Here is a 25,864-nt window from a genome sequence, read left to right as displayed (position 1 = left end):
AACCTATTCCGTGCACCGCACGCACTACCGCCCGGAGGAACAGCGTTTCCCCCGGCGGACCGGGGTGGTGCTACTGCACCTCTACTTCGGCGATCCGCAGGCCGTAGGGGAGGTTCGCGGAGGCATTGGAGAGTTGCGGCAGCTCGGTGAAGTTGATGATCACGTACCGCGCCTCGGCGGGTGCGCCGTTCTCACCGCTCACGGGAACGCTGACCTGGGGGCCGGTGAAGGAACCCTCGGCGATCTGGCTGGCCCCGTCCAGTTCGGGGGCGTCGTTCAGCAGGACCGAGAAGGAACCGCCGCTGCCGTTGTTCTGGGCGATGTCGACCTGGCTGATGGCGCTGGGCTCCTCGAGCTCGATCACCAACGCCATGGAGTCGGCATAACCGCCGAACACCGGCTGCGCGAACGAGAACGTCTGCCAGGCAGTCGCGGGGTTGCCGTCGATGGCGTTGGCCAGCGTGTTGTCCGTGTCAGCGCTCAGCTGCGGATTGTCCGGCACCAACCGGGTGGCCCCGGCGATCACCGGCTCGGGCAGGTCGGATGCCCCCTCCTGCTCGGTGGGTTCCCCGGTGGCAGGGGAAGACGTGGTGTCCTCTCCGGGGCCGGCCTGGGGATCGCGATTGTTGCCCAGCAGGTTGAAGGCGAAGACGGCCCCGAGGACGAGCACCAGGGCGAGGATGCCCCCCAGGATCCAGCGGGCGCCACCCGGCTTGTCCTCGTCCTGGTAGTCCTCGTCCTCATAGTCGTCCGCGAAGACGTCGACGTCCTCGCGGTGGTCCGGGGACGCACCGACGGCGGAAGCCGCGGGACCCGCGTTGCGAGACGCATCCCGTCGGTCACCGGCAGCGGCTGCGGTCGCGGCGGTGGCAGCGCCGGCGGCCAGCCCCGCAGCCGCGGCGGTGCCACCACCGCGGCCCTTCCGCCCTGCCGGGTCGTCGCCCTCGTCGTCCGACCACAGGCTGACCTTCGGACGCCGGGGGGCGACATCGGCGTCCTGGCGGTCCTTGGGCTCCATCCTGGCGCCGGAGTCCGGCTCGGTCCCGGTGTTCCTGTCCCGAGTGTCCTGAGCCGCGGCAGCGCCGGCCGCGGCCCCGGAACCGGAAGCGGCGGACCCCGGACCGGTCCCCGTGTCCGCGGCAGCAGCCGCAGCGGCCGCCGTCCCCGTCGCCGCACCACCGGCGACGCCGGTGCGGCGCACCTTGCCGGTGTCGGCCGCACGGTCCGCCACGGTGTGGGGTGCGGTGTCAGGGGCGGGACCGGGATCGACGGCCACCTCGTGGGTACCGGTCCAGTCGTCGTCGCTGACGGTGTCCGGGAGCGGCTTCTCGTTCGTGCGGCGTACCGCCGAACGATACGGGTCCGGACCGGTGGCGTCACCGTCGTGCACCGGGCGGTCGTCGTCGTCCCGATCCCGACCGGCGGCAACGGCGCCCGCGGTGGCGCCTCCACCGGAGACGGCGTCCTTCGCGGCATCGTGGGATCCCAGGCGCTCGCTCAGCCGCTCCGAGATGCCCTTCAGGAAACGGGGACGGCGCCGCTCGGGGCCCTCCACGGCGAAACTGTCGTCGAGGTCCTCGTAGTAGTCCTCGTCGTCCTCGTACACGTGCGGCTCATAGGTGCGGGCCTCGCCGAAGATCTCGGAACCGAGGGTGTCGGTCTGGAACGGCTCCACGTAGACCTGTTGCTCGCGGGTCATGTCCAGCAACTCGTCCGGTTCGGGACTGCCGCCGGCGATGAGGTAGGTGCGGCCCTCGCTCAGGCCGAGATCGAGGACCTGGATGGCGCCCTGGCGCTCACCGGTGGCCAGTTCCCGGGCGGAGGCCGCCACCTGCGAGGCGTGGTCGGAGGAGGCGACCAGGATGGAGACGTCCCGGTTGAGGACCTGGTCGCGACCGTCCAGGACCATGTCCTGGTCCGCCGAGGTCAGCACGTGTCCGGTGACGAGGTATCGGCCTCCCAGGACCATTCCCTCTTCAATGGGCTGCGGCACGGTGCTCCTCCAGGTCGGTGGCCCGGGCGGCGACGGTGGTGCAGCGCGTCCTGCCCTGCTGTTCGGTCATGTCAGTCATGACTGGACACCGGCCGGCCCGGGTGTGGTCGGGACCATGCTACGACCCCCCGCGGGCTCTGCGGGGGTGAACCGCCGGGATGAGACGCGGAAAGTCACCGTGCCAGCCCCGGGATCCGGCGGGCCAGGGGACCCAGGAACGCCGCCAGCTCCGGCAGGCGCATGGCCCGCAGCACGAGGAGGTAGACCACCGCCATCACGGCGCCCACCACGGCACAGGAGACCAGGGCGTTGACGATCGAGGACCACGGGAATCCACCGGAGTACCCGCCCATCAGCCACAGGACCAGCCCGCCGGCCAGTCCGGAGACGACGGCGGCCACCCCGGTGCGCAGGTAGGTGTCCAGGACCTGACCGGAGCCGTAGTCTCCGTAGCGGCGGCGGACCAGCACGTGCGCGGCGACGAACTGGGCCACGTGCAGGACGGTGAACACCGCGACGATGAGGTACGCCATGGTCCAGGTCGGGATGAACAGCCCGCCGATGTAGGCGATCACCAGGGTGCAGGCCGCGGTGCCCACCTGCACGATCATCGGGACCCGGGCGTTCTCGTCGGCATAGAACACCCGCATCAGGTAGATGTGCGCGGAGCGGAACGGCATGCCCAGGGCCAGTAGCACCAGCAACTGGCCGATCGCCACGCCCGAGGCGGCCGCGGTAGCGGAGGATCCGGCGAAGATCCGACCCAGGGGACCGGCCAGCACCAGCACCACGACCATGGCGAACATCATCGGCACCGCGAAGTTCCGCAACCCCAGGCTGACGGTGTGCAGTGCCTCGGGCAGGTCCCGGTTGTGCAGCGAGCGGGCGAGCTGGTTGAACAGCACGGTGGCCAGGGAGAGCACGAACACGGAGTGGGGCAGGACCGTGATGAGCTGGGCCGTGTTCAGGGCGTACAGGCCCGGGATCGAGGCGGCCTGGACGGCGGCATCGGTGCCGGCCGTGACGTCGATGTCCGAACGCGCCTCGGTGGCCCCGGAGACCAGACGGGCCACCAGGAGGTTGACCATGTTCCCCGCCATCATCGTCACCAGCGTGTAGGCGGCGAGCCGGCCGGTCGAGCGCAGGCCCATCCCCTTCCAGCCGAACTTCGGCCGCAGGCCCAGGCCCAGCCGGCTCAGCGGGATGAACAGCACGAGCGCCTGGACCACGATCCCCAGGGTGTGCCCACCCGCGAGCAGGACGGTCTGGGCGGTGGACCACTGGGTCAGCTGGTCCTCTCCGGCGGTGAAGGAGCCGAACAGGACGAGGTAGAGGCTGATCACCAGGATCGCCACCACGTTGTTCGCCACGGGGGCCCACATGTACGCGCCGAAGCGGCCGTTGGCATTGAGCACCTGCCCGATGACCGCGTACAGCCCGTAGAAGAAGATCTGCGGCAACGTCCACAGCGCGAAGGCCGTGCCCAGGACCAGCTTCGGCTCGGACCAGCCGCTGGTCAGCGACTGGATGATGGGGGCCGCCGCGACCGTGATCACCAGGGTGGCCGCGGCCATGACGATCACCGCCAGGGTGATCAGCCGGGAGGTGTAGTCCGCACCCTGGTCGGGTCTCTTCGCGGCCTTGATCAGCTGCGGGACCAGCACCACGTTGAACACGCCGCCGGCCAGCAGCATGTAGATGATGTTCGGGATGGTGTTGGCGGTCTCGAAGATGTCCGCGACCACGGCCGTCGAACCGATCGCCACGGCCAGCAGGGCCGTGCGGACGAAGCCGAGGACGCGGGAGGCCATGGTCCCCGCGGCCATGATGGCGCTGGAGCGGGCGGTGCTGCCGGCGTCGAGCTTCTCGGTGGTGCCCGCGCCCGTCACTGCCGTGGTGGCGTTCCGGCTCACCGTGCCCGGTCCGGCAGGTCCGGGAGACGGTCCTCATGATCGGGCAGCACGTCCCGGGCGAGGTCCACGATGCGGCGCTCGTTGGGGAAGGAGAGCTTCGCGTTGAGCACGTCCAGCTCCACCCACGCCACGTCCACGGCCTCGTGATCCGGGTCGTTCTCGGTCGTCAGCTCCCCGCCCGTGGCCTTGAGCAGGTAATGGTGCACCGTCTTGTGCACGCGGTGGCTGGACACCGTGAACCAGTAGTCGATGGAACCCAGCGAGGCGAGGACCTCCCCGGCGATGCCGGTCTCCTCCTCCACCTCACGGATGGCGGCCTCCTCGTGGGTCTCCGACCCCTCCGGGTGGCCCTTGGGAAGACACCACTCCAGGCGTCCGCCCCGGTTGTAGCGGGCGATGATCGCCACCTCGAGCCGGCCGCCGATCCTGCGGACCACCACACCGCCGGCGGAGACCTCCTCCACGGTGGGCAGGACGCCGGGGGCGGTCTCCCCGCCGGCCCCGGGCTGTCCGGGGCGTCGAGGCACGCGACGGCCCACCGATGCGGTGAGCGGCGTGCGCTTCGGCGCGCTCGGGACGGGATGAGCCATGCGTTCCACTGTAGCGGCCCCGCGCGGGCGCGTTCCGGAGTGTCGGATCCGGGCGTGGGATCTGGCACCCTTAACCACACGATGAATCCCTCTGCAGCATCCCAGCCCCTGTCCGGCGCGCCCGCGACGCCACCCGTGACCCCGTCCGCCACGACCGCCCGCACCGGCCGCGCCACCGGACCGGGCACGACGGTCTCCACGGCCGACGTCGACCTGCCCGCCGGCTTCCCCACCGGCTCGAGGCTGCCGGGCGTGGTGCTCGAACTCGGCCGCCTGTTCGCGGAGGCCGGCCACGAGCTGTCCCTGGTCGGTGGGCCGGTGCGCGACCTGTTCCTGGGCCGGGTGTCCCCGGACCTGGACTTCACCACGGACGCCGACCCGGACACCACCCTGCGGATCGGCCGGCGCTGGGCGGACGCGCACTGGGACATCGGGCGGAGATTCGGCACCATCGGCTTCGCGAAGGACGGCTGGCAACTGGAGGTCACCACCTACCGCGCCGAACAGTACGACCCGGACTCCCGCAAGCCGCAGGTGGCCTTCGGCGACTCGCTCGAGGACGACCTGCTGCGCCGCGACTTCACCGTCAACGCGATGGCCATCCGGTTGCCGGCCCTGGAGCTGGTGGACCCCTTCGGCGGGGTGCGGGACCTGGCGGCCGGCCGGTTGCGGACCCCCGGGACCCCCGAGGACTCCTTCTCGGACGACCCGCTGCGCATGATGCGGGCGGCCCGGTTCGCCTCCCAGCTGGGCATCGGCGTGGACGACTCCGTGGTCGCGGCGATGACCGCCATGTCCGAGCGGATCTCCATCATCTCGGCCGAGCGCGTGCGCGAGGAACTGGTCAAGCTCGTCAACGGCGCCCATCCCCGGGCCGGCCTCGACCTGCTCGTGGACACCGGCCTGGCCGACCACGTGCTGCCGGAACTGCCGGCCCTGCGGCTGGAGACCGACGAGCACCACCGCCACAAGGACGTCTACGACCACTCGCTGACGGTCCTGGAGCAGGCCATCGACCACGAGTACCCCGCGCGGCTCCGGGAACGGTGGGACACCGAACGGGCCGGGCCGGAGCCGGCCACCGCCGGGGCCGAGGACCGCGAGTTCGAGCCGCCGTCGGGGACCTACGTGCCCGCGCCGGACTTCGTCCTGCGCTTCGCGGCCCTGATGCACGACGTCGGCAAGCCGGGGACCCGGCGGTTCGAACCGAACGGGGCGGTCTCCTTCCGCCACCACGACGTGGTGGGGGCCAAGCTGGTCAAGCAGCGGATGCGGGCCCTGAAGTTCGACAACGACACGATCAAGGCGGTGGCCCGGCTGGTGGAGCTGCACATGCGGTTCTACGGTTACGGCGACGCCGGCTGGACGGACTCGGCGGTGCGCCGGTACATCACCGACGCGGGCCCGCTGCTGCCCCGGCTGCACGCCCTGACGCGCTCGGACGTGACCACGCGCAACCGGCGCAAGGCCGAGCGCCTGGCACACGCCTACGACGACCTGGAGCGTCGGATCGAGGAGATCACCGAACAGGAGCAGCTGGACGCGGTGCGGCCGGACCTGGACGGCACACAGGTCATGGAGATCCTGGGGATCCGTCCCGGGCCCGTGGTGGGCCGGGCCTACAAGCACCTGCTGGAGTGGCGACTGGACGAGGGGCCGCACGACGAGGACGTGGCCCGCGCGGAGCTGCTGCGCTGGTGGGCGGAGCAGCCCGAGGCCGCGGAGGCGTCAGAGGCGTCAGAATAGGCCGCTGATGCGGCCGTCCGCGTCCACGTCCATGACGTCCGCGGCGGGCGCCTTGGGCAGCCCCGGCATGGTCATCATGGTCCCGGTGAGGGCCACGATGAACCCGGCGCCGGGCCGGACCACGAGCTCGCGGACCGTGATGCCGAAACCGGTGGGGGCACCCAGGACCTTCGGATCGTCCGTGAACGAGTACTGGGTCTTGGCCATGCACACAGGCAGGTGGCCCCAGCCCTCCTCGGTGAGCTGGGCCAGCTGACGCTTGGCCTCGGCGGCGTACTCCACGTGAGAGCCGCGGTAGATCCGCTGCACCACGGCGTCGATGCGCTCCTCGACATCCATGGTCTCCGTCCACAGGGACCGGTACGAGGCGGTCCCCTCGGCGATGGCCTCGGTGACCTGGCGGGCCAGTTCCACGGCACCGGCCCCGCCCCGGGCCCACACCTCGGCGACGGCGACCCGGACGCCGGCCCGGCCGCACCAGTCGGTGAGCCAGGACAGTTCGGCGTCCGTGTCCTGCGGGAAGCGGTTGACGGCGACGATGACCGGCACCCCGTAGACGGACAGGTTCTGCACGTGGCGCTCGAGGTTGGCCACCCCCGACTCGAGGGCGGCCAGGTGACGCTGCTCCTCTGTCTCCGCCGTGCTGTCGGCCACCCCGGCGGCGGCGCCGGCGTTCACCTCGCCCAGGGACAGTCCGCCGTTCATCTTCAGGGCCCGGACGGTGGTCACCACCACGGAGGCCGCCGGGGGAAAGCCACCGGCCACGGCCGTGATGTCCATGAACTTCTGCCCGCCGAGGTCTGCGCCGAACCCCGCCTCCGTCACCACCAGGTCGGCCAGGGACCGGGCCGTGTTGGTGGCGATGATCGAGTTCGCCCCGTGGGCGATGTTGGCGAACGGCCCGCCGTGGATCAGCACCGCGGAGCCACCCAGGGTCTGGACCAGGTTCGGCTTCAACGCGTCCTTGAGCAGCACGGCCATGGCACCCTGGGCGCCGTTCGGGCCCAACTGGCCGACGGTCACGGGCTGCTTGTCATGCGTGCGCCCGATGATCATCCGGGAGAGCCTGGACTTGAGGTCCTCCAGGTCCCGCGACAGGCAGAACACGGCCATGGTCTCCGTGGCGACGGTGATCTCGAAGCCGTTCTCCCGAGGCACGCCCTGGCTGCGGCCGCCGAGGCCGATGACGGTCTGCCGCAGGGCGCGGTCATTGGTGTCGAGACAGCGCTTGAGGGCGATGGTCCGCGGGTCGATGCCCAGCGCGTTGCCCTGGTGCAGGTGGTTGTCGATGAGCGCGCAGAGCAGGTTGTGGGCCGCGGTGATGGCGTGGAAGTCGCCGGTGAAGTGGAGGTTGATCTCCTCCATGGGCACCACCTGGGCGTGACCGCCGCCGGTGGCGCCGCCCTTCATCCCGAACACCGGGCCCAGGGACGGTTCGCGCAGGGCGGCCATCGCCGTCCTGCCCCGCCACCACGCCGGGCCGTCCGCCTGGGCGGCCAGCTCGTTCAGCCCGTCCACCAGGCCCACGGTGACGGTGGACTTCCCCTCACCGGCCGGCGTCGGGCTGATGCCGGTGACCAGCACGACCTGGCCCGGGGTCCGCTGGGACCGCGGCAGCCGCGCCGGGTCGATCTTGGCCATGTGATGCCCGTAGGGGATCAGGGCTTCCTCGGGGATCGCCGACCGCCGGGCGAGCTCGGTGACCGGCAGGAACGTGGCGGCGGCGGCGATCTCGGCGTCGTTCATGCGGCAGATCCTGCCACAACGCGACGGGAGGCCGATAGGACACGTCAGCCCCCGGGAGACCCGGTCCTGACATGTCCTATCGGCCTCCGGAGCACCGGTCGGGCGCTCGGCGCCCGGACCGGGTCAGCGCTCGATGTCCCCGCGGATGAACGCCTCGACCAGCTCGTGCGCCTCCTCGTCATGGTGCTGCACGGGCGGGGACTTCATGAAGTAGGACGAGGCGGAGAGGATGGGGCCGCCGATGCCGCGGTCCAGGGCGATCTTGGCGGCGCGCACGGCGTCGATGATCACACCCGCGGAGTTCGGGGAGTCCCAGACCTCCAGCTTGTACTCCAGGGACACCGGGGCATCGCCGAAGTTGCGCCCCTCCAGGCGCACGAACGCCCACTTGCGGTCGTCCAGCCAGGACACGTAGTCGGACGGGCCGATGTGGACGTCGTCCGCGCTGAGCTGCGCGGAGGTGTTGGAGGTGACGGCCTGGGTCTTGGAGATCTTCTTGGACTCGAGGCGCTCGCGCTCGAGCATGTTCTTGAAGTCCATGTTGCCGCCCACGTTCAGCTGGTAGGTGCGGTCCAGGGTGACGCCGCGGTCCTCGAACAGCTTGGCCATGACGCGGTGGGTGATGGTCGCACCGATCTGGGACTTGATGTCATCACCGACGATCGGCACGCCTGCTGCGGTGAACCGGTCCGCCCACTCGGGGGTGCCGGCGATGAAGACGGGCAGGGCGTTGACGAACGCGACCCGGGCGTCGATGCAGGCCTGGGCGTAGAACTTCGCGGCCTCCTCGGACCCCACGGGCAGGTAGCAGACCAGGACGTCCACGTCGGTGTCCTTGAGCACCTGCACCACGTCGACCGGCTCCGCACCGGACTCCTCGATGGTCTCCCGGTAGTACTTGCCCAGGCCGTCGAGGGTCGGTCCGCGCTGGACGGTCACGTCGGTGGCCGGGACGTCGGCGATCTTGATGGTGTTGTTCTCGGAGGCGACCAGTGCGGCAGAGAGCTCCACGCCGACCTTCTTGGCATCGACGTCGAAGGCGGCGACGAACTCCAGGTCGGAGACGTGATAGTCGCCGAACTGGACGTGCATGAGGCCCGGGACCTGCTCGTCAGCGGAGGCGTTGCGGTAGTACTCGACCCCCTGGATCAGGGAGGTGGCGCAGTTGCCCACGCCCGCAATGGCCACACGAATCGGCTTCTTCGACACCGGTACTCCTTGTTGTCCTGATGGTCCTGCGGCCGCACGGGCGCGACGGACCGAGCCCCGGTGGTCCGGGACGTCGATGCAGTGAGGGTGCTCCCGGCCCTTGACGGGCGGGCACGACCCCATCCACTTTACGCCGGATGACGACGTTCATCCGCATCGGTGTCCAACCGCCGTCCGTGCCGCAGCATTCCCGGCCCTTTCCGGGGGGAGGGCCGGTGCCGGGTCCCTCCTAGGATGGGCACCATGAGCCTGCGCACCCCGGCCCCGGCCCGCGGACCCCCGGGGCCCCGTCCCGGACCGGCGCCGGAGGTCCCGACGGCGGCGCTCCGGTCCCGGCCTCCATACCCTCGCGCACGGACGGGCTGGTGCGCCGGCTGCGGGAGGGGCTCGGCGGTCCGGTGGGCCGGCACACCGTCCCCGGACGCACCGGTGGCTCGTTCTTCACCCCCCTGCGGGTGATGATCCTGCTCACCACGCTCTCGGCCGTCGTCGCGGTGCTGTTGAAGACCCCGTGCCGGCTGGGCGGCTGGGGACAGCCGGAGGTCTACTACGCCGGTTGTTACTCGGACTGGGCCGCGCTCTACGGTGGGCGCGGGTTCGCCGAGGACCCCTTCGCGCCCTTCGCGGCCGGGGCCGGCTTCGAGTATCCGGTGCTGATGTCCGTGGTGGCCTCGATCGCCGCGGTGGTCTCGGGGATGCTGCCGTTCAGCGACCTGAACCCCACGTTGGCCTACTGGGACGTGAACTTCCTCCTCACGGCCGTGCTGTGGATCGTGACCGTGGTGGTCACGGCCAGGTCCGCCGGCCGCCGGCCCTGGGACGCGGTCATGGTGGCGGTCGCGCCGGGCATCATCCTGGCCGGGTCCGTGAATTGGGACCTGTGGGCGGTGGCGCTGCTGGCCGTGGGCATGTGGCTGTTCGGCGGACGCCGGCCCCTGCTGGCCGGTCTCTTCTTCGGGCTGGGGGCCGCGATGAAGCTCTATCCCCTGCTCATCCTGGGGGCGCTGTTGATCCTGGCCGTCCGCTCGCGGCGCTGGGCCCCGTTCCTGTGGGCGACGCTGGGAACGGTGATCGCCTGGCTGGCCGTCAACCTGCCGATGATGATCGGCAACCTGGCCGCCTGGAGCGTGTTCTTCACCTTCTCCGGGGAACGCGGCCCGGGCCTGTCCTCGGTCTGGCACGCCTGGAACGTGACGATGGGCAGGATCGGCGGTCCGGAGATCCGCGCCGAGGACCTGTCCCTGCTGGCCTACGGGGCCTTCTTCCTGGCCTGCGCGGCCATCTTCGCGCTCGGCGTCGGCTGCCGCTACCGGCCGCGGCTGGCCCAGCTGACCTTCCTGGTCGTCGCCGCGTTCGTGCTGTGCAACAAGGTGTACTCCCCGCAGTTCGTGGTGTGGCTGGTCCCGCTGGCGGCGCTCGCGGTCCCGCGCTGGCGCGACTTCCTGATCTGGCAGTTCGTCGAGGTGCTGCACTTCTGGGCGATCTGGATGTACCTGGCCAAGGGGGCCTCCGGTTCCGAGGTGCAGCACTCCATGGACGACACGTTCTACGTCCTGGCGATCCTCGGGCACATGGCTGCCACCCTGTACCTCATGGGCCGCGTGGTCGAGCAGATGCTCGCGCCCTGGGACGACCCGGTGCGGGCCTCGCTGCCCGGCGGGCGGATCTGGACCCGGCCCGCCGCGGGCGCCGGTTCAGGACGGGGCCTGGAGGCGGCCGCGGCCCGCATGGAACACCTGGGCTTCGACGCCACGGAGGCGGAGCGGCTGCCCGTGGACGACCCCCTCGGAGGCCACTACGACGACGCCCCGGACCGCGCCCCGTGGCTGGTGAGGCGGCACCGGGAGGCGGCCCGGACGGCCTGGTGACCTGCGGGAGCCGGTACGGCGTGCCGACCGGGGAGGCATGCAGGGCGGTGAGGTGCGGTGACGTGCGGGGCGGTGACGTGCGGGGACCACCGCGGCGGGGAGGGGCGCCCCGTACGGTAGGACCATGACCGCACCGGACTCCGTGACCCCCGCCGGCTCCCTGGCCGGCCACCCCCACCTGCAGGACCTCGCCGGTTTCGTGCAGGCCAGCCCCTCGAGCTACCACGCGGCCGCCGAGGTGGCACGCCGCCTCCAGGCGGTGGGCTACACCCGAGTGGATGAACGCGCGGACTTCCCCGCCCGGCCCGGCGGGTACGTCCTGGTCCGGGACGGGGCCGTCATCGCCTGGCGGATTCCCGAGGGCGCCGGGCTCCCGGGGGCCCGGGTGTCCGGGACCGGCCCGGCCGGTGCCGTGCCGGTGTTCCGCATCCTGGGTGCCCACACGGACTCCCCGACGTTCAAGCTCAAGCCCCGCCCGACGACCGGCCGGGAGGGCTGGCTGCAGGCCGGCGTGGAGGTCTACGGCGGGCCGCTGCTGAACTCCTGGCTGGACCGCGAGCTGTGCCTCGCGGGCCGGCTGGTGACCGAGGACGGCACCGAACACCTCGCGGCCACCGGGCCCGTGGCGCGCTTCCCGCAACTGGCCATCCACCTGGACCGGGACGTGAACAACGGGCTCACGCTGGACCGCCAGCAGCACATGAACCCGATCTGGGGCGCTGCCGGCGGCAGGACCGCCCCGGCCGACATCCTGGCCGTGCTCGCACGCACCGCCGGGGTGGAGCCGGGGGCGGTCCGGGGTTTCGACGTGGTCATGGCGGACACCCAGGCACCGGGACTGTTCGGGGCGTCCGAGGAGTTCTTCGCCTCCGGGCGGCTGGACAACCTGTCCTCCGTGCACGCCGGACTGGTGGCGCTGGAGGCACATCCCGCCCCGGCGCCGGCGGCCGATGCGCCGGTGATCCCCGTGCTCGCGGCGTTCGACCACGAGGAGCTGGGTTCGGCATCGCGCTCGGGAGCGGCCGGCCCCGTGCTGGAGGACGTGCTGCGCCGCGTGCTGGACGCGCTGGACGTCGCGGGACAGGGCCCGGCGCGGTCGTTCGCGGGCTCCTGGCTGTTGTCCGCCGACGCCGGTCACCTGGTCCACCCGAACTACGCCGAGCGGCACGACCCGGTGAACCACCCGCGGCCCAACGCCGGTCCCCTGCTGAAGATCAACGCCAACCAGCGGTACTCCACCGATGCGGCCGGTGCCGCCGCGTTCGCCGGCTGGTGCGCCCACGCGGGAGTGCCGTTCCAGGAGTTCGTGTCCAACAACGCGGTGCCGTGCGGGTCCACGATCGGCCCCATCTCGGCCACCCGGCTCGGCATCCGCACCGTGGACGTGGGCATCGGGCTGCTGTCCATGCACTCCGCCCGCGAGATGTGCGGGGCCCAGGACCCCGGGTACCTGGCCGCCGCCGTGGGATCGTTCTTCTCCGGGGCCTGAGGCGGTCCGTCCCATTGAGGCGGTCCGTCCCGCCGGGCCGGGCGTGGCCGCCTGCGGGGTCAGCCGACGGCCGCCAGGCTGCGGACGGTCAGCAGGTTCCGGGCGGTGGCCCGGGTGTCCAGGGTCCGCTCGATGCGGTCGAGGGTGAGCGCGGAGGTCCGGGACGAGTTCGCGTACCGGACCCACACGAACCTGCCGGTGACCGCGCACCGGTCGTCACCGGCGTCGACCGCCTCGAGCGCGTCGGCCTGCTCGGGATCGGCGGGCTCGGCCAGCAGGACCAGGTGGGTCAGCTTGCCCTCCCCGCCGGCGAAGGCCAGCTGCGCGTGCAGGGCCAGTGCGGTGTCCAGGTCGGCCCTGCTCGCGGGGATCACCGCCACGGCCAGCCCGAGTTCTGCCTCCAGGGCGGACTCCACCCCGTACGCGATGTCCCACGCGTCCGCGTCGGCCTCGTGCCCCGGCCGCCGGTCCACGTGGAACAGGACGTTGCCCGAGTTCAGGTGGGTGGTGACCTCGAGGGCGCCCGCCGCGGTGGCGATCTGGCGCAGGTGGGCCATGGGCACCCTCGCGTGCCCGCCGACGTTGATGCCCCGCAACAACAGGACGTGGGTGTGGTCGGAACGCGGGGCGGAGGCCATGGTCCCATCCTGCACAGCGGACCGGCGCGGTGCCAGTGTCCACAGTCACGGTCCGGGCTGTGGCGGCCGGGTGATGCACCCCGGCAGAGTGGGGCCTGGTTCGGGACCATTGCCACCAGCGGGTATGATGGTCGAGGTTTTCTGCGTGCCGTCCCATGACGGATCCCGCGCGGAACCACCGCACAGAACCTCCTGTTACGGAAAGACCGTGACCACTAGCCCGAAGGAGGTGGGTTCGCATGCGTGCATATGAACTGATGGTGCTGATTGATCCCGAAGTGGACGAGCGCACCGTTGAACCGACCCTGCAGAAGTACCTCGAGGTCGTCACCAAGGACGGCGGCACCGTGGACAAGTTCGATCTCTGGGGCCGGCGCCGCCTGGCCTACGAGATCCAGAAGAAGACCGAGGCCATCTACGCCGTCGTCAACTTCACGTCCACCCCGGACACCTCCAAGGAGCTCGACCGCCTGCTGGGCCTGAACGAGATCGTCCTGCGCACCAAGATCATCCGCCCGGAAGAGCAGAAGATCACCGCAGAGGCGGAGTGATCCCGCGCGGCGCCGGTGACGGTGCCGCACCCACCCGCTGAGTCCAGCGACCAGAACGTCCGAAGAGTCCACAGGAGGCACCATGGCCGGAGAGACCATCATCACCGTCGTCGGGAACCTGACGGCAGACCCGGAACTGCGGTTCACGCCGTCCGGTTCCGCGGTGGCGAACTTCACCATCGCCTCCACCCCCGGACCTTCGACCGCCAGTCGAACGAGTGGAAGGACGGGGAGACCCTGTTCCTCCGCGCCTCGATCTGGCGGGAGGCGGCCGAGAACGTGGCCGAGTCCCTGACCAAGGGCACCCGCGTGGTGGCCCAGGGCCGGCTGAAGGCTCGCAGCTACGAGACCCGCGAGGGTGAGAAGCGCACCTCCTACGAGCTGGACGTGGACGAGATCGGTCCCTCGCTGCGGTACGCCACGGCCAAGGTCACCAAGTCCGGCCGCGGAGGCGGCGGGGGCTTCGGTGGCGGCGGCCAGGGTGGCGGCTTCGGCGGCGGCCAGGCCGGCGGGTTCAACCAGGGCGGGAACGCCGGGGGCCAGGGCGGCGGCAACGCCGGCTGGGGTTCCGGTGGCGGTTCCAACGATCCGTGGGGTGGGTCCTCCACCTCCGCGGGTTCCTGGGACACCCCGGGCAACGACGAGCCCCCGTTCTGATCCGAGCAGTACTGATTCACCTCCGGTGAGCGGACCTGAGCCGATCACCGATCCCCCCGGCGGGGAGGTGCCCTGGAGGGCGCGAACCCCGCCGGACGCCGTCGGGAACCGTTTCCCGTACGGCGGCAGCAGGCGGCCACCCGCCGCCTGCGATCCCATCCCGCAGAACCGTTCTGCGGGCTCCCGACGATTGAAGGAGCACCACGATGGCGAAGGCTGAGATCCGTAAGCCCAAACCAAAGTCCAACCCGCTGAAGGCCGCTGACATCACCGTCATCGACTACAAGGACGTCGCCCTGCTGCGCAAGTTCATCTCCGACCGCGGCAAGATCCGTGCCCGTCGCGTGACTGGCGTGACCGTGCAGGAGCAGCGCAAGATCGCCCAGGCCATCAAGAACGCCCGTGAGGTTGCCCTGCTTCCTTACTCCGGCGCTGGCCGCGGCTGATCGCGCGAGTCGAGGAAGGAACAGATACAGATGGCAAAGCTCATTCTGACCCAGGAAGTGACTGGCCTGGGCTCCGCCGGTGACGTCGTCGACGTCAAGAACGGCTACGCCCGCAACTACCTGCTGCCGCGCGGTTTCGCGACCCTGTGGACCAAGGGCGGGGAGAAGCAGGTCGAGTCCATCAAGACCGCTCGCGAGACCCGCGCCGTGAAGTCCCTCGAGGAGGCACAGGCCCTCGCCGCGAAGCTGCAGGGCACGCCCGTCAAGCTCGAGGTGACCGCCGGTGAGGGTGGCCGCCTGTTCGGTGCCGTCAAGGCCGCGGACGTGGCCGAGGCTGTCGAGGCCTCCGGCCTGGGCAGCATCGACCGTCGCACCGTGACCCTGCCGACCGCCATCAAGGCGCTCGGCCGGTACCAGGCGCACGTCCGCCTGCACGAGGACGTCCTGGCCGTGATCGACCTGGACGTCGTCGCCGCCAAGACCAAGAAGAAGTGACCTCCTAGTCACCTTCTGCATCCGCAGAGGCCGGCCGGTTCCCCTCGGGGAGCCGGCCGGCCTCTGCGCGTTCACCTCCGACCGCTCACCCCCGGGCGGTGGCCAGGAAGACGGGGAAGGACGTGCCGTCCTTGTCGATCGTGGTGAAGTCCTCGACCGAGACGTCCTCGAATCCGCCCCGCACGAGCCACTGGGCCAGCTGGTGACGGTCGAAGCCCGGATGGCCGTCGAAGTCGTGCAGGTGGGCGTGGAAGGACCCGTCCTCCGTGTCCAGGTCGGCGATCGCCACGTGTCCGCCCGGTTCCAGCAGCGTGCGGAACCCGGACAGCACCCGGGGGATGTCGTGGACGTGATGGAGCACCAGGCTGGCCACGATCAGGTCGAACCGTTCGTCCGGGGTGCTGCCTGCCTCGAGGTCCAGGTCCCAGACCCGGGTGCCGGCCGGCAGCAGGCCGTGCGCGACCTTGTCCGCGGCCACCCGGCGCATCCCCTCGGAGCTGTCCGCGAGGGTCACGGAGCCGACGTGGGGCACGAGCGCCTGGGAGACCAGTCCGGTGCCCGCCCCGTACTCCAGGAGGCGTTCCCGGCCAGTGAGGGCCAACCGGGTGGCGATGGCGTCCGCCAGCCGGCGTGCCTCGTCCGCCTTGCCCGGTTCGAGGTCCCAGGTCTCGGCGGCGGTGTCGAAGTGTTCATGCGCCATGACGAGGCTCCTGGTCCAGTTCTTCGGTGACGTACCGGTAACCGGTGCGCATGAGCTCCTCGAGCACCCCGAGGTCGACATCGGCGAGCTTGTTGACGTACAGGCAGGCCTTGCCGAGCTTGTGCTTGCCCAGTCGGTCCAGCAGCGCGGGGGCCTCCGGCTGGGTGACCAGCCCGTAGAGGGACAGGTTGGTCTTGCGGGGAGAGAACCCGGCGGCCAGCGCGTCACCGCTGTGCCCGGAGTCGTATTCGTAGTGGTACTGGCCGTAACCGACCATCGACGGCCCCCACATGACCGGTTGTTGCCCGGTGACCCTCCTGAACATCTCGTCCAGGACTTCCGCGTCGGTCCTGCGGACCGGGTGTTCCACCTGGGAGATGAACTCCTCCACCGGGACATCGGTGGGTTTCGTCGTGTTCTCGTAGGACGTCATCCGGCCATCCTTCCAGCCCGGTGTCGCCGAGGGAATGTGAAGCGGGGGACCGGTGCCCCGGATCACCCACCCGGCGACAGGGTGACGAACGTGACACCCCGGTGAACCAGGGACGTCCAGGAGGTGCGCCGAGAGCGCGTGGTCGGCTACAACGGCAATTACAAAACGTGTGGATAGTCTGTGGATAACTGTGAAGAACTGGCGGGCGAAGTTGCGTCTTGCGGGACCGGGATGCTAGTTCCCCAGCAGTAATCCCCAGCGAAATTCATTTCTATCCACAGGGCTGGAAGAGAGAACGCCCTTGTCAAATGGGGATTGTGGACGAAGGTGGGCGCGCATCCCCAGAGTTTTCCCCACTCTGTGCACACCACATCCCGGTGAATCCACACGTTATCCACAGAAGTTGTGGACATCGTGCTTGAGCGGGGTTCCGCGGGCGAGTAGTCTCACGTGGTACCCCCACAGGACGAGCCGGGTATTGGCTAAGGTTTACGGCGCACATCCGGCTGGCATCGCCTGGGGAGTCCGTCGCATCGGGATCCCGGTGCGACGGGCTCCTAGGGACACCGCACCGCGGGGAGTTGCCGGGCCGTCCGGTCATAGGGAAGGGAATCAACTACTTGGCATTCGAGCATTTCGATTCCACCGACGGCACCGGCTCCTCGCGGGCCAACCTCCTTCCCCCGCAGGACCTCGTCGCCGAACAGTCGGTGCTCGGGGGCATGATGCTCTCCAAGGACGCGATCGCGGACGTCGTGGAGCTGTTGCGCGGCAACGACTTCTACAAGCCGGCGCACGAGATGATCTACGAGGCGATCATCGACCTGTACGGACGCGGTGAGCCCGCCGACGCCGTCACGGTCGCGGACCTGCTCAACAAGCGCCAGGAGCTGGCCCGCGTCGGCGGCCCGGCCGTGCTGCACGAACTCGTCCAGTCCGTGCCCACCGCGGCGAACGCGGGCTTCTACGCCGAGATCGTGCGCGAGAAGGGTGTCCTGCGCCGCCTCGTCCAGGCCGGCACCAAGATCGTCCAGATGGGTTACCAGCAGGACGGTGAGGTCGAGGAGATCGTCAACGAGGCCCAGGCCGAGGTCTACAAGGTCGCCGAGACCCGCCAGTCCGAGGACTACGTCCCCCTCTCCGGGATCCTCGAGCACACCGTGGACGAGATCGAGGCCGCCGGATCCCAGGGCGAGGGGATGACCGGTGTGCCCACCGGTTTCTACGAGTTCGACGAGCTGACCCAGGGCCTGCACGGCGGGCAGATGATCGTCATCGCCGCGCGCCCCGCCGTCGGCAAGTCCACGATCGCGCTGGACTTCGCCCGCTCGGCGGCCATCAAGCACAACATGACCACCGTGTTCTTCTCCCTCGAGATGGGCAAGAACGAGATCGCCATGCGCCTGCTGTCCGCGGAGGCCACGATCGCCCTGCAGGACCTGCGCAAGGGAACCATCCGCGACGAGCAGTGGTCCAAGATCGCCGCCACCGTCGGCCGGCTGAACGACTCGCCGTTCTTCATCGATGACTCGCCGAACATGTCCATGATGGAGATCCGCGCCAAGTGCCGTCGGCTGAAGCAGAAGCACGACCTCAAGCTCGTGGTGCTGGACTACCTGCAGCTGATGAGTTCCGGCAAGAAGGTCGAGTCCCGCCAGCAGGAGGTCGCCGAGTTCTCCCGCGCCCTCAAGCTGCTGGCCAAGGAGCTGCAGGTTCCGGTCATCGCCCTGTCCCAGCTGAACCGTGGCTCCGAGCAGCGCACGGACAAGAAGCCCCAGGTCTCCGACCTGCGTGAGTCCGGGTCCATCGAGCAGGACGCCGACATGGTCATCCTGCTGCATCGCGAGGACATCTACGACAAGGAGTCCCCGCGCGCCGGCGAGGCCGACCTGATCGTCGCCAAGCACCGTAACGGTCCGACGAAGACCATCGTGGTCGGCTTCCAGGGCCACTACTCGCGGTTCTCGAACATGGCACCCGACGCCGGGGGCTTCTGATGGACCGCCTTCCCGGCCCCTCGCGGAGGACGCCGGCGCCCACGTGCTGACCGGGCTCTGGGAGCGCGTGACCAGCACCCAGCCGGACCTGGACTGGCCGCTGGCCCTGGCCATGGCCGGCCTCGCCCTCCTGCTCGCCTGGAGCCCGGTGGGCTACCGGGTGGTCCGCCACCTGGCCACGCTCACGCACGAGGCAGGACACGCCGCGGTGGCGGTGCTCTCGGGTCGTCGGCTCAGCGGCATCCGCCTGCACTCGGACACCTCCGGGGTGACCCTGTCCCGGGGCCGTCCCCGGGGTCCCGGGATGGTGCTGATGCTGGCCGCCGGGTACCCGGCCCCGGCCGTCGTCGGGCTCGCGGGCGCGTGGCTCGCGGGCGCCGGTTACGCCGCCGCCTGGCTCTGGTCCTTCGTCCTGCTCTGCGCGCTGATGCTGCTGCTGGTGCGCAACCTCTACGGGCTGTGGGTCGTGCTCGTCACCGGGGTGGCCGTCGCCGGGCTGTCCTGGGCGGCCTCGCCCCTCGTCCTCTCCGCGGTCGCACAGGTGGTGGCGTGGTCGCTGTTGCTCTGCGCGCCCCGGGCCGTCGTGGAACTCCAGCGCCAGCGACGCCGGTCCGGGCGCCGGGGCCTGGGACGGGCGGTCGGCTCGCGGCGTGGCCTGGACAGCGACGTCGACCAGCTGGCCCGGCTGACCGGGGTCCCGGCGGCGCTGTGGACCGGACTCTTCTGGCTCCTCTGCGCGTGCTGCCTCCTGGCCGGAGGGTGGCTGCTCTGGCCGTGGGGTCCGCCGGGACCCCCGGCCTGAGGGGCATCACCGGACAGTCGGGCGGGCCACCCCGGGGGATCAGTCCTCGGAGACGGTCATCCGGGCGATGCGCCCCTCGTCGAAGAAGGCCCGGACGCGGGCGCTGATCCTGCGGTCCGAGACCGAGTGCACGGTCCAGCGGGCACCGTCCTCGCAGACCCGGGCACGGCTCGTCTCGACCCGCAGGCCGAACTCGTCCAGGAACCCCCGGATCCGTTCGGGGTCCGCCGTCGCGTCCAGGGGTGCCAGCGGGTGGGTGCTCGAGACCACCGCGCCGGGCTGGAACCGGCTCATGAGCGAGCCCGGTGCGCGGTCCTCGTCGCCCCACGCGCGCTCCAGGGCCATGGCGTCCACCTGGTCCTGTGCCTGGTGCCGACCCAGTTCCATCAGCTCGTCGATGAACGCGGGGTCCCGGTTGAGCTTGCTGGCGTGGCCCCAGGCGCGAGTGGCGTCCGTGCGCCGCATCTCCAGGATGCGCACCGTGATGTGCCGGACCCGGTGAGAACGGATGGTGCCGTCGGCCAGCCACTTGTCGACCTGTTCGATGAAGCCGAGTTCCTGGTACAGGGAGAGGTTGCCGGACAGCTCGTTGCGGCGGGTCGCGATCTCCCCCACGGTCGTGGGCTCGTCCTCGACCTGCGAGGGGTTGACCTGGATCACCCAGATCTCGTCGGGTTCGGAGTCCAGCAGCTTGTGTACCGGGGGGTTCTGGGAGAACAGGCCGTCCCAGTACACGCTCCGGCCGAGGCGGACGGAGCGGAAGATCGTGGGGATGGCGGCCGAGGCCAGGATGGCGTCCGTCGAGATCTCGCCGTCGCGGCTGTCGAAGGTCCGGAACACGCCCTTGAGGACGTCGACGGCACCGACCAGGAGCATCGGGTCACTGATCGAGGCGGCGGCCAGTTCCTGGTCGGCCCCCAGGTCCACGGTCTGGTCGATCAGCCGCCGCAGGAGATCGGAGCTCCACACGGCGCCGGCGTTGAGATAGGGGCTGATGACCGGGACGGCCACCGTCTCGGACAACCGCTGGCCCCACAGGACCATCGCGTTGACGACCTGGTCCGGCCAGCTCGACGCGCTGTTCGCCGTCCAGAACCGCCGGAGCAGGTGCTCGGCATCCCCGGGCCGGCGGTGCAGCAGCGACGACCAGGCGATCGCCGCGCAGATGGCACCTCCCGAGGTACCGCTGAGGCCGACGACCTGGTGGTCGGCCAGGACATCTGGCTGCAGGAACCGGGACAGGGCCCCGGCCGTGAAGGCGGTGTGGCTGCCACCGCCCTGGCAGGCGATCGCGACGCGGCGTCTCTGGGAGGTCACATCCCCGATCGTAGGGGTGATCGTGTCCGGTCCCCTCGCAGTGTCGCGCCAGGACACGCCGGGCGGGCTACCGTGGCTGGAGGCCGTGCCGTCCGGGCACCGGCCCGCACCCCTGCCGTCCAGAGAAGGAAGTCCCCATGAATGCCGTTCAGTTCCTCGGCCGCGCCGCGCTCGCCGCACCGTTCGTCTGGCTCGGTTACGAGGCCGCCAAGGAGCCGGGTGGCCGGGTGGCGCTCGTCGAGCAGGCCGGGATCCCCGAACCGGAGCTCGCCGTGCGCGCGAACGGGGTGGCCATGGCCGCCGGGGGCACGGCGCTGGCGCTCGGCGTGCTGCCCCGGGCCGCGGCCGGCGGCCTGAGCCTGTCGATGCTCGCCACCACGATGGTCGGGCACCCGTTCTGGAAGGAGACCGAGACGGCCCGGCGAGTCCCGCAGCGGATCCAGTTCCTCAAGAACCTCGGGCTCGCCGGCGCACTGGTCGCCTACGCCGCGAGGGGCTGAGCCGCCGGAAGGCGGCCGGGACTCCCGCTCCGGGAAGGCCAGGGGCCCTGTGGACAACGTCGACGCGTGCCGCTTCTCCCCCCTAGGGTGGCTGACATGGGGGTCGACGGCGCAGGAGCGGGGTGGTCGCAGCGGGACCGGATGCTGCTGCGGACGGCACAGGTCATCCATGCCCACGCCCACGGCGAGTTCGACCAGATCCTCCCGGTGCCCGTGGACTTCGCGGTCGGTGGGACGTACCCGGAGAACCGCATCGTCGCCGTCGCCCCGTTCTCGGTGTATTCGCTGGAGGCGCGCGGGGACGGGTCCTACGCCCATGACGGCGGCTTCTTCCTCGCCACCGGCCGCGGGGGCCTGGCGATCACCGCCGGGGCAGCCCTCGGCCGGGCCGTGGGGAACGCCCGACGGCGGGCTGCCGCCGCCCGGGCGGCGCAGCCGTCCTGGCACCATCTCGAGGGCGGGATGCTCTGCGTCAACCAGTTCGGGTTCTACCTCAGGACGCCCACCAGCCTCCTCTGGTGGGACTGGGGCAGCATCCTGGAGTGCCACATGGTCGAGCCGGGACGACTGGGGATGCTGGGGATGACGCCGGCCGGCCAGTGCACCTACCTGATCGAGTCCGACCTCGCCGAACTGGTGTTCGCCACCTGGGCGATGAAGCGGCAGCCGCAGCACGTGCAGTTCCTGCACCGGGTGTGGCTGCTGCCGGACTGGATCGAGCGGTACCGGGCCGTCTACGGCCCGGGGGCCTTCGACTTCACCGTGCCGTTCCGGCACCAGCTGGGATAGCCTCGCCGGACCGTACCGATCCGTACCAGGAGGAACCATGACTGAGTCCGCCGTACATCCCCGCAGGATCATCATCACGGGAGCCGATTCCGGCATCGGGAAGGCCACGGCGGTGGCACTGGCCGCCCCCGGACGTCACATCGGCATCACGTGGCACGAGGACCGCGAGGGTGCGGAGGCCACCGCGACCGAGGTGGGTGCCGCCGGCGGCACCGCCCACGTGCGCCAGCTCGACCTGGCCGACCCGACACAGGGCACCCGGGTCATCGACGGGCTGGCCGAGGAGATGGGTGGCGTCGACACCCTCGTGATGTGCTCGGGGACGGGCACCGCGACCCGGCTGCTGGACATGGACTACCCGGACTGGCGGCACGTGATCTCTGTGGACCTGGACGGCGCGTTCTGCTGCCTCCAGGCGGCCGCACGCCACATGGTGTCCGCCGGTGCGGGCGGACGGATCGTGGCCATCACCTCCGTCCACGAGCACGCCCCGCGGGTGGGGGCCGGACCGTACTGCGCGGCCAAGGGTGGCCTGGGGCTGCTGGTCAAGGTCGCCGCCCTCGAGCTGGCCGAGCACGGCATCACCGTCAACGCGGTGGCGCCCGGGGAGATCGCCACCCCGATGACCGGTCAGGAGGACGAGTCCGTCCTCGAGGGCAAGCACCGTCCCGGGATCCCCGTCGCCCGGCCCGGGGACGCCCGGGAGGTCGCCGCCGTCGTGGCCTTCCTGTGCGGCCCGGACGCCGGGTACGTCAACGGCGCGTCCTGGGCAGTCGACGGCGGCATGCTCACCATGGGGCCGATGGCCGGATCACACCTGCAGGGCGACGACTGGCGGCGCCCCTGACCTGCGCCGGAGCGGCCGAGCTGCCTGTCCGGGGCTGAGCTGCCCCTCAGCGGCTGGCCTGCCCCTCAGCGGCTGGCCTGCCCCTCCCGGCGCCCGCCGGTCCTCAGGCCCCGGCGTGGGCCGCCTGCGGGCGCTGGCCGAGGAAGACCGCGGCTCCGGCCAGCAGGATCACCACGGACAGGGCCAGCCCGGCCTGCACGCCGTCGGCCGAGTCCGAGGCCACCCCGGACAGCACCGGACCGATCGACTGGCCGATCGCGAAGCCGGTCGTCAGGGTGCCGATGCCGTCCGTGACCTGCGAAGGGTCCAGGATCCGCTGGGCGGCGTGCGTGACCGCGCCGACGAGCGCCAGGAACGTCCCGCCGAACAGCACGGCCGATCCGAGCGAGAGCACCGGGTGGTCCGCCAGCAGGGGCAGCCCCGCCCCGAGGGCGACGACGAGCATGAGCAGGGCCGGGGCCCGGCCCCCGGTGAGCGCGCCGACGACCGGAGACCACGCGAACCCACCGACCATGGCGGCCAGGCCCAGCACGATCCAGAACACGGCCACCTCCAGGTCCCCGGCACCCTGACCGCGCAGCAGGGCCACGATGAAGGTCATGTAGGCGATGTACCCGGCGCCGAACAGGGTGTAACCGGCCAGCAGGGGGAGCAGGGTGCGCACCGGTGCGCGCGAGCCGGCCCGGCGTGGGGGCGGGGTCGGGGCCCGACGCGCGGCCGGCGTGGCGATCATCCAGGCCGCCACGCCCGCCACGCCCAGGGCGGCCCAGCCGACGCGCCAGCCCGACTCCGGGGAGAACCAGGCCAGAGCCGCCGGCAGCAGCAGGCCGGTCACGACCACGCCCATGCCGCCACCGGAGACGTAGATCCCCATCAGCAGGGCAGAGCGGTGCGCGGTGTGCGGCCCGTCGAGCCGGGAGGCCAGGGCCGCCGTCAGCGCCGCCCCGAGGATGAAGGTCACCGCCCCGGAGATCCCGGCGGCCAGCCGCAGCACGAGCAGCACCGGAAGCAGGGAACTCAGCGCTGAGGCGCCCAGCGCCGCGGCGGTGACCAGCATGCTGGTGAGGAAGGCCCGGCGGGTCCCGAGCGCCCGTCCCACGCGGGCGGCCAGGACGGCACCGAGCAGGTACCCGGCGGCGTTGGTGGTGTTGAGCAGGGCCGCCGTCGCATACGACCAGTCCAGGTCCGCCTGCATGGGCGGCAGTAGCACCGCATAGGCGAACCGGGCGAACGCGAAGGCCGAAGCCGGCCCGGCCGCGAGCCCGAGTGCGGTCCAGAGCGCGCGGGAGGGTCGGGGCTCGGTCATGGCCCGACGCTAACAGCGGGGGAGTCCGGACCCTGTCGATCGCCCGTCCGTGACCCGCACGCGGTGCCGTCCGCGCTCACCCGGCCGGTGGCTCGTCCGGACCGTCAGGGATTCCCGGGGGTTCCGCTGGTGAATGGACTCGGCCCATGGTCGCCGACCACCCTCCTTCACCGGCTGAGGAGGTCAGCGAGCACGGGAAGGCCCACCTGCTGCGTGAGTCGGTGGCCGTGGGCCTGTACATCGGGCACTGAGCGGTGGGCCCCGCGGGCCGGTGGCCAGGCTCGAGCCTAGTCCTCTTCCGGCCGGCGGACGTCGGCGGCGACGGACCGCCACCACTCCGGGTCGGCGATGGGAAACCGCCGTCCGGTGACCTCGGTCGGGGTGATCCGGACGAGGGCCGTCTTGTCGCCCGGGTGCCAGGGCCTCAACGGCAGGTCCCCGGTCTCCATCAGCTCCACGGACCGGGTGATCTGCTCGGCCCTACCCCTGACCATCACGCTCCAGACGATGGAGGTGGTGGCCTCCAGCGCGTCCGCCTCGAAGGCCACCGGCGTCCCGGACAGCACGGCGTCCAGTTTCGTCCCCGGCCCGCTGCGGAACAGGATCGTCCGGCCGTCCACGGTGAACGTCACGGGGAAGACCTCCGGATGGTCCTGGACCCACACCCCCAGCCGTCCCACGGGTGCCTGGCGCAGGCGCTCCCAGCAGGCGTCCTCGGACAGGTGCTCCTCGGCGGCGGGTTGCTCGGTCATCGGTCCTCCTCGGCGCGACCGGTCCACGACGGGACGGCCGGTTGACTCGGACCATTCTGGGCCGCGCCCCGTGACCGAGCACAAGTGCTGGTCACCGCGGGATGCTTGACTGGTCCCATGCGCATGTTCGGTTTCCAGCAGTACGGCGGCCCGGAGGTCATGGAACACCTCGAGCAGGAGGACCCCACGCCCGGACCCGGCCAGGTCCTGGTGCAGATGACGGCGGCGGGGGTGAACCCGGCGGACATCAAGGTCCGCAACGGCCTGCGTACCGGCCGGATCCCGGTGCGCTTCCCCATGGCGCTCGGCCGCGAGGTCGCCGGGGTGGTGCTCGGAACCGGCCCGGACGTCACCGGGTTCGCTCCCGGGCAGCGGGTCTTCGGTGCGACGGCGGCCGGCACCGGAGCGCTGGCCAGTCACGTCCTGCTGGATGCGGCGGGGACGGCCCGCATCCCCGACGGCGTGGCCGCGGAGCAGGCCTGCTGCATCCCGGTGGCTGCGGGGACCGCGTACGACGCCCTGGACGAGCTCAGCCTCCCGGCCGGGGCCACCGTGCTGATGCTGGGGGCCGGCGGCGGGGTGGGCACGTGCGTCTGCGGTCTCGCCCGGGACCGGGACCTGCGCGTGCTCGGGGTGGCCTCGGAGTCCAAGCGGGACGTGGTGACCGGGCTCGGGTCGGTGCACGTGGCCAAGGGACCCGGCTGGACCGACCGGGTGAGCGACCTCGCCCCCGAGGGGGTGGACGCCGTGATCGACGCGGTCGGCGGGCAGGCCCTGGCCGAGGCCGCACCCCTGCTGCGCCGGGTCGGTGCCCTGCGCAGCGTCGCCGATGTCCCCGGCGCCGAGGCGCTGGGCGGGTCCGGGGTGATCCGGCGGCGCACGACTGCCGTGTTCACGGAGGTCGCCGCGCTGGTGGCGGCCGGGCGGTTCGCCCCCGTGGTGACCGGACGCTTCCCGCTGGCCGATGCGGAGCGGGCCGTCGCCGCCGTCGAGACCGGGCACGCGGCCGGGAAGGTCGTGGTGCTCGCCTGAACCACCGCCGGGACCAGGGCCGGACCGGTGCCCTCCGACTGTCCGGAT

The 25,864-nt window shown here is 71.3% G+C and carries 23 protein-coding genes and 1 pseudogene; 13 read left to right on the top strand and 11 right to left on the bottom strand.

Annotated features, from left to right (window positions below):
* Window positions 1–70 precede the first annotated feature (70 nt).
* The 3 genes from CITRI_RS0111110 to CITRI_RS17460 all read right to left on the bottom strand — a co-directional run bounded on the left by CITRI_RS0111110 (window position 71) and on the right by CITRI_RS17460 (window position 4,496).
* Complete coding sequence (locus CITRI_RS0111110; protein WP_141566080.1) at window positions 71–1,993, bottom strand: hypothetical protein; 1,923 nt, start codon at window positions 1,991–1,993, stop codon at window positions 71–73.
* A 173-nt stretch (window positions 1,994–2,166) separates the two neighbouring features.
* On the bottom strand, window positions 2,167–3,906 hold the full coding sequence (gene murJ, locus CITRI_RS0111100; RefSeq protein WP_010144879.1) for a murein biosynthesis integral membrane protein MurJ: 1,740 nt from the start codon (window positions 3,904–3,906) through the stop codon (window positions 2,167–2,169).
* A complete protein-coding gene (locus CITRI_RS17460) occupies window positions 3,903–4,496 on the bottom strand; it encodes an NUDIX hydrolase (protein ID WP_050813667.1) in 594 nt (197 codons plus the stop codon). The genes murJ and CITRI_RS17460 overlap by 4 nt, the downstream gene beginning before the upstream one ends.
* Window positions 4,497–4,577: 81 nt before the next feature.
* Here CITRI_RS17460 and CITRI_RS0111090 point away from each other — a divergent pair, with 81 nt between their 5' ends.
* Window positions 4,578–6,242 (top strand): HD domain-containing protein, encoded by a 1,665-nt coding sequence (locus CITRI_RS0111090; protein WP_083843423.1) that lies wholly within the window; start codon window positions 4,578–4,580, stop codon window positions 6,240–6,242.
* Here the strand turns inward: CITRI_RS0111090 and CITRI_RS0111085 are convergent.
* Window positions 6,234–7,988 carry a formate--tetrahydrofolate ligase gene (locus CITRI_RS0111085; RefSeq protein WP_010144876.1) on the bottom strand — a complete coding sequence of 585 codons (1,755 nt, stop codon included), beginning with the start codon at window positions 7,986–7,988 and terminating at the stop codon, window positions 6,234–6,236. The two genes, CITRI_RS0111090 and CITRI_RS0111085, sit on opposite strands and share 9 nt — an antisense overlap.
* Window positions 7,989–8,111: 123 nt before the next feature.
* Entirely contained in the window at window positions 8,112–9,197 is a 1,086-nt protein-coding gene (locus CITRI_RS0111080; protein WP_010144875.1) for an inositol-3-phosphate synthase, read from the bottom strand.
* A 365-nt stretch (window positions 9,198–9,562) separates the two neighbouring features.
* On the opposite strand from CITRI_RS0111080, the gene CITRI_RS0111075 reads away from it, so the two are divergent.
* Complete coding sequence (locus CITRI_RS0111075; RefSeq protein WP_010144874.1) at window positions 9,563–11,065, top strand: glycosyltransferase family 87 protein; 1,503 nt, start codon at window positions 9,563–9,565, stop codon at window positions 11,063–11,065.
* A gap of 124 nt (window positions 11,066–11,189) precedes the next feature.
* The gene (locus tag CITRI_RS0111070) at window positions 11,190–12,554 is read left to right on the top strand and encodes a M18 family aminopeptidase (RefSeq protein ID WP_010144873.1); all 1,365 of its coding nucleotides are present in this window, start codon (window positions 11,190–11,192) and stop codon (window positions 12,552–12,554) included.
* 59 nt (window positions 12,555–12,613) lie between these two features.
* On the opposite strand, the gene CITRI_RS17455 is transcribed toward CITRI_RS0111070, so the two are convergent.
* Window positions 12,614–13,192 (bottom strand): DUF1697 domain-containing protein, encoded by a 579-nt coding sequence (locus tag CITRI_RS17455; RefSeq protein ID WP_010144872.1) that lies wholly within the window; start codon window positions 13,190–13,192, stop codon window positions 12,614–12,616.
* Window positions 13,193–13,431: 239 nt separating this feature from the next.
* On the opposite strand from CITRI_RS17455, the gene rpsF reads away from it, so the two are divergent.
* From rpsF to rplI, 4 genes and pseudogenes are all read left to right on the top strand, one after another.
* Window positions 13,432–13,743, top strand: coding sequence for a 30S ribosomal protein S6 (rpsF, locus tag CITRI_RS0111060; RefSeq protein ID WP_010144871.1), 312 nt, complete (start codon window positions 13,432–13,434; stop codon window positions 13,741–13,743).
* An 82-nt stretch (window positions 13,744–13,825) separates the two neighbouring features.
* A pseudogene (locus tag CITRI_RS17450) lies at window positions 13,826–14,400 on the top strand (single-stranded DNA-binding protein).
* Window positions 14,401–14,606: 206 nt separating this feature from the next.
* Window positions 14,607–14,846 carry a 30S ribosomal protein S18 gene (gene rpsR, locus CITRI_RS0111050; RefSeq protein WP_010144869.1) on the top strand — a complete coding sequence of 80 codons (240 nt, stop codon included), beginning with the start codon at window positions 14,607–14,609 and terminating at the stop codon, window positions 14,844–14,846.
* Between the two features lie 30 nt (window positions 14,847–14,876).
* Window positions 14,877–15,341: a 50S ribosomal protein L9 gene (gene rplI / locus CITRI_RS0111045; protein WP_010144868.1), complete on the top strand. Its 465-nt coding sequence runs from the start codon at window positions 14,877–14,879 to the stop codon at window positions 15,339–15,341.
* A gap of 85 nt (window positions 15,342–15,426) precedes the next feature.
* Here the strand turns inward: rplI and CITRI_RS0111040 are convergent, their stop codons facing one another.
* Window positions 15,427–16,041 carry a class I SAM-dependent methyltransferase gene (locus CITRI_RS0111040; protein WP_010144867.1) on the bottom strand — a complete coding sequence of 205 codons (615 nt, stop codon included), beginning with the start codon at window positions 16,039–16,041 and terminating at the stop codon, window positions 15,427–15,429.
* Entirely contained in the window at window positions 16,031–16,474 is a 444-nt protein-coding gene (locus CITRI_RS0111035) for a DUF1801 domain-containing protein (RefSeq protein ID WP_010144866.1), read from the bottom strand. Before CITRI_RS0111035 ends, CITRI_RS0111040 begins: the two co-directional genes overlap by 11 nt.
* A 620-nt stretch (window positions 16,475–17,094) precedes the next feature.
* On the opposite strand from CITRI_RS0111035, the gene dnaB reads away from it, so the two are divergent.
* Both dnaB and CITRI_RS0111025 read left to right on the top strand, forming a co-directional pair.
* Window positions 17,095–18,471 carry a replicative DNA helicase gene (gene dnaB / locus CITRI_RS0111030; protein WP_010144865.1) on the top strand — a complete coding sequence of 459 codons (1,377 nt, stop codon included), beginning with the start codon at window positions 17,095–17,097 and terminating at the stop codon, window positions 18,469–18,471.
* Window positions 18,472–18,514: 43 nt separating this feature from the next.
* Window positions 18,515–19,273 (top strand): M50 family metallopeptidase, encoded by a 759-nt coding sequence (locus CITRI_RS0111025; RefSeq protein ID WP_010144864.1) that lies wholly within the window; start codon window positions 18,515–18,517, stop codon window positions 19,271–19,273.
* A 39-nt stretch (window positions 19,274–19,312) separates the two neighbouring features.
* Here CITRI_RS0111025 and CITRI_RS17445 read toward each other — a convergent pair whose 3' ends face one another.
* Window positions 19,313–20,590 carry a patatin-like phospholipase family protein gene (locus CITRI_RS17445; protein ID WP_010144863.1) on the bottom strand — a complete coding sequence of 426 codons (1,278 nt, stop codon included), beginning with the start codon at window positions 20,588–20,590 and terminating at the stop codon, window positions 19,313–19,315.
* Between the two features lie 137 nt (window positions 20,591–20,727).
* On the opposite strand from CITRI_RS17445, the gene CITRI_RS0111015 reads away from it, so the two are divergent.
* The 3 genes from CITRI_RS0111015 (at window position 20,728) to CITRI_RS17435 (ending at window position 22,726) form a co-directional block, all read left to right on the top strand.
* Entirely contained in the window at window positions 20,728–21,090 is a 363-nt protein-coding gene (locus CITRI_RS0111015; RefSeq protein ID WP_010144862.1) for a DoxX family protein, read from the top strand.
* Between the two features lie 96 nt (window positions 21,091–21,186).
* On the top strand, window positions 21,187–21,879 hold the full coding sequence (locus CITRI_RS18480) for a hypothetical protein (protein WP_141566079.1): 693 nt from the start codon (window positions 21,187–21,189) through the stop codon (window positions 21,877–21,879).
* A gap of 37 nt (window positions 21,880–21,916) precedes the next feature.
* Complete coding sequence (locus tag CITRI_RS17435; RefSeq protein WP_010144860.1) at window positions 21,917–22,726, top strand: SDR family oxidoreductase; 810 nt, start codon at window positions 21,917–21,919, stop codon at window positions 22,724–22,726.
* Between the two features lie 103 nt (window positions 22,727–22,829).
* On the opposite strand, the gene CITRI_RS0111000 is transcribed toward CITRI_RS17435, so the two are convergent.
* Window positions 22,830–24,032 (bottom strand): YbfB/YjiJ family MFS transporter, encoded by a 1,203-nt coding sequence (locus CITRI_RS0111000; RefSeq protein ID WP_010144858.1) that lies wholly within the window; start codon window positions 24,030–24,032, stop codon window positions 22,830–22,832.
* Between the two features lie 287 nt (window positions 24,033–24,319).
* Window positions 24,320–24,784: a pyridoxamine 5'-phosphate oxidase family protein gene (locus CITRI_RS0110990; protein ID WP_010144857.1), complete on the bottom strand. Its 465-nt coding sequence runs from the start codon at window positions 24,782–24,784 to the stop codon at window positions 24,320–24,322.
* 117 nt (window positions 24,785–24,901) lie between these two features.
* On the opposite strand from CITRI_RS0110990, the gene CITRI_RS0110985 reads away from it, so the two are divergent.
* Window positions 24,902–25,816, top strand: a complete 915-nt coding sequence (locus CITRI_RS0110985) for an NADP-dependent oxidoreductase (protein WP_010144856.1) — start codon at window positions 24,902–24,904, stop codon at window positions 25,814–25,816.
* Window positions 25,817–25,864 lie beyond the last annotated feature (48 nt).

It is taken from the genome of Citricoccus sp. CH26A, from assembly GCF_000224415.1.
In the GTDB taxonomy this organism is placed as follows: Bacteria; Actinomycetota; Actinomycetes; order Actinomycetales; family Micrococcaceae; genus Citricoccus.
The sequence above is the reverse complement of the archived record's forward strand: the minus strand, read 5'-3'. Positions and strand labels throughout refer to the sequence as shown.

Excerpts from the sequence above, each read along its gene's own strand:
- rpsR (WP_010144869.1), top strand. The coding sequence starts at position 14,607 with ATGGCGAAGGCTGAGATCCGTAAGCCCAAACCAAAGTCCAACCCGCTG.
- CITRI_RS0111040 (WP_010144867.1), bottom strand. The coding sequence starts at position 16,041 with ATGGCGCATGAACACTTCGACACCGCCGCCGAGACCTGGGACCTCGAA.
- CITRI_RS17460 (WP_050813667.1), bottom strand. The coding sequence starts at position 4,496 with ATGGCTCATCCCGTCCCGAGCGCGCCGAAGCGCACGCCGCTCACCGCA.
- CITRI_RS0111070 (WP_010144873.1), top strand. The coding sequence starts at position 11,190 with ATGACCGCACCGGACTCCGTGACCCCCGCCGGCTCCCTGGCCGGCCAC.
- rplI (WP_010144868.1), top strand. The coding sequence starts at position 14,877 with ATGGCAAAGCTCATTCTGACCCAGGAAGTGACTGGCCTGGGCTCCGCC.
- CITRI_RS17455 (WP_010144872.1), bottom strand. The coding sequence starts at position 13,192 with ATGGCCTCCGCCCCGCGTTCCGACCACACCCACGTCCTGTTGTTGCGG.
- CITRI_RS18480 (WP_141566079.1), top strand. The coding sequence starts at position 21,187 with ATGGGGGTCGACGGCGCAGGAGCGGGGTGGTCGCAGCGGGACCGGATG.
- CITRI_RS0111000 (WP_010144858.1), bottom strand. The coding sequence starts at position 24,032 with ATGACCGAGCCCCGACCCTCCCGCGCGCTCTGGACCGCACTCGGGCTC.
- CITRI_RS0110985 (WP_010144856.1), top strand. The coding sequence starts at position 24,902 with ATGCGCATGTTCGGTTTCCAGCAGTACGGCGGCCCGGAGGTCATGGAA.
- CITRI_RS17435 (WP_010144860.1), top strand. The coding sequence starts at position 21,917 with ATGACTGAGTCCGCCGTACATCCCCGCAGGATCATCATCACGGGAGCC.
- CITRI_RS0111090 (WP_083843423.1), top strand. The coding sequence starts at position 4,578 with ATGAATCCCTCTGCAGCATCCCAGCCCCTGTCCGGCGCGCCCGCGACG.
- rpsF (WP_010144871.1), top strand. The coding sequence starts at position 13,432 with ATGCGTGCATATGAACTGATGGTGCTGATTGATCCCGAAGTGGACGAG.
- CITRI_RS0111085 (WP_010144876.1), bottom strand. The coding sequence starts at position 7,988 with ATGAACGACGCCGAGATCGCCGCCGCCGCCACGTTCCTGCCGGTCACC.
- CITRI_RS0111035 (WP_010144866.1), bottom strand. The coding sequence starts at position 16,474 with ATGACGTCCTACGAGAACACGACGAAACCCACCGATGTCCCGGTGGAG.
- CITRI_RS0110990 (WP_010144857.1), bottom strand. The coding sequence starts at position 24,784 with ATGACCGAGCAACCCGCCGCCGAGGAGCACCTGTCCGAGGACGCCTGC.
- CITRI_RS0111015 (WP_010144862.1), top strand. The coding sequence starts at position 20,728 with ATGAATGCCGTTCAGTTCCTCGGCCGCGCCGCGCTCGCCGCACCGTTC.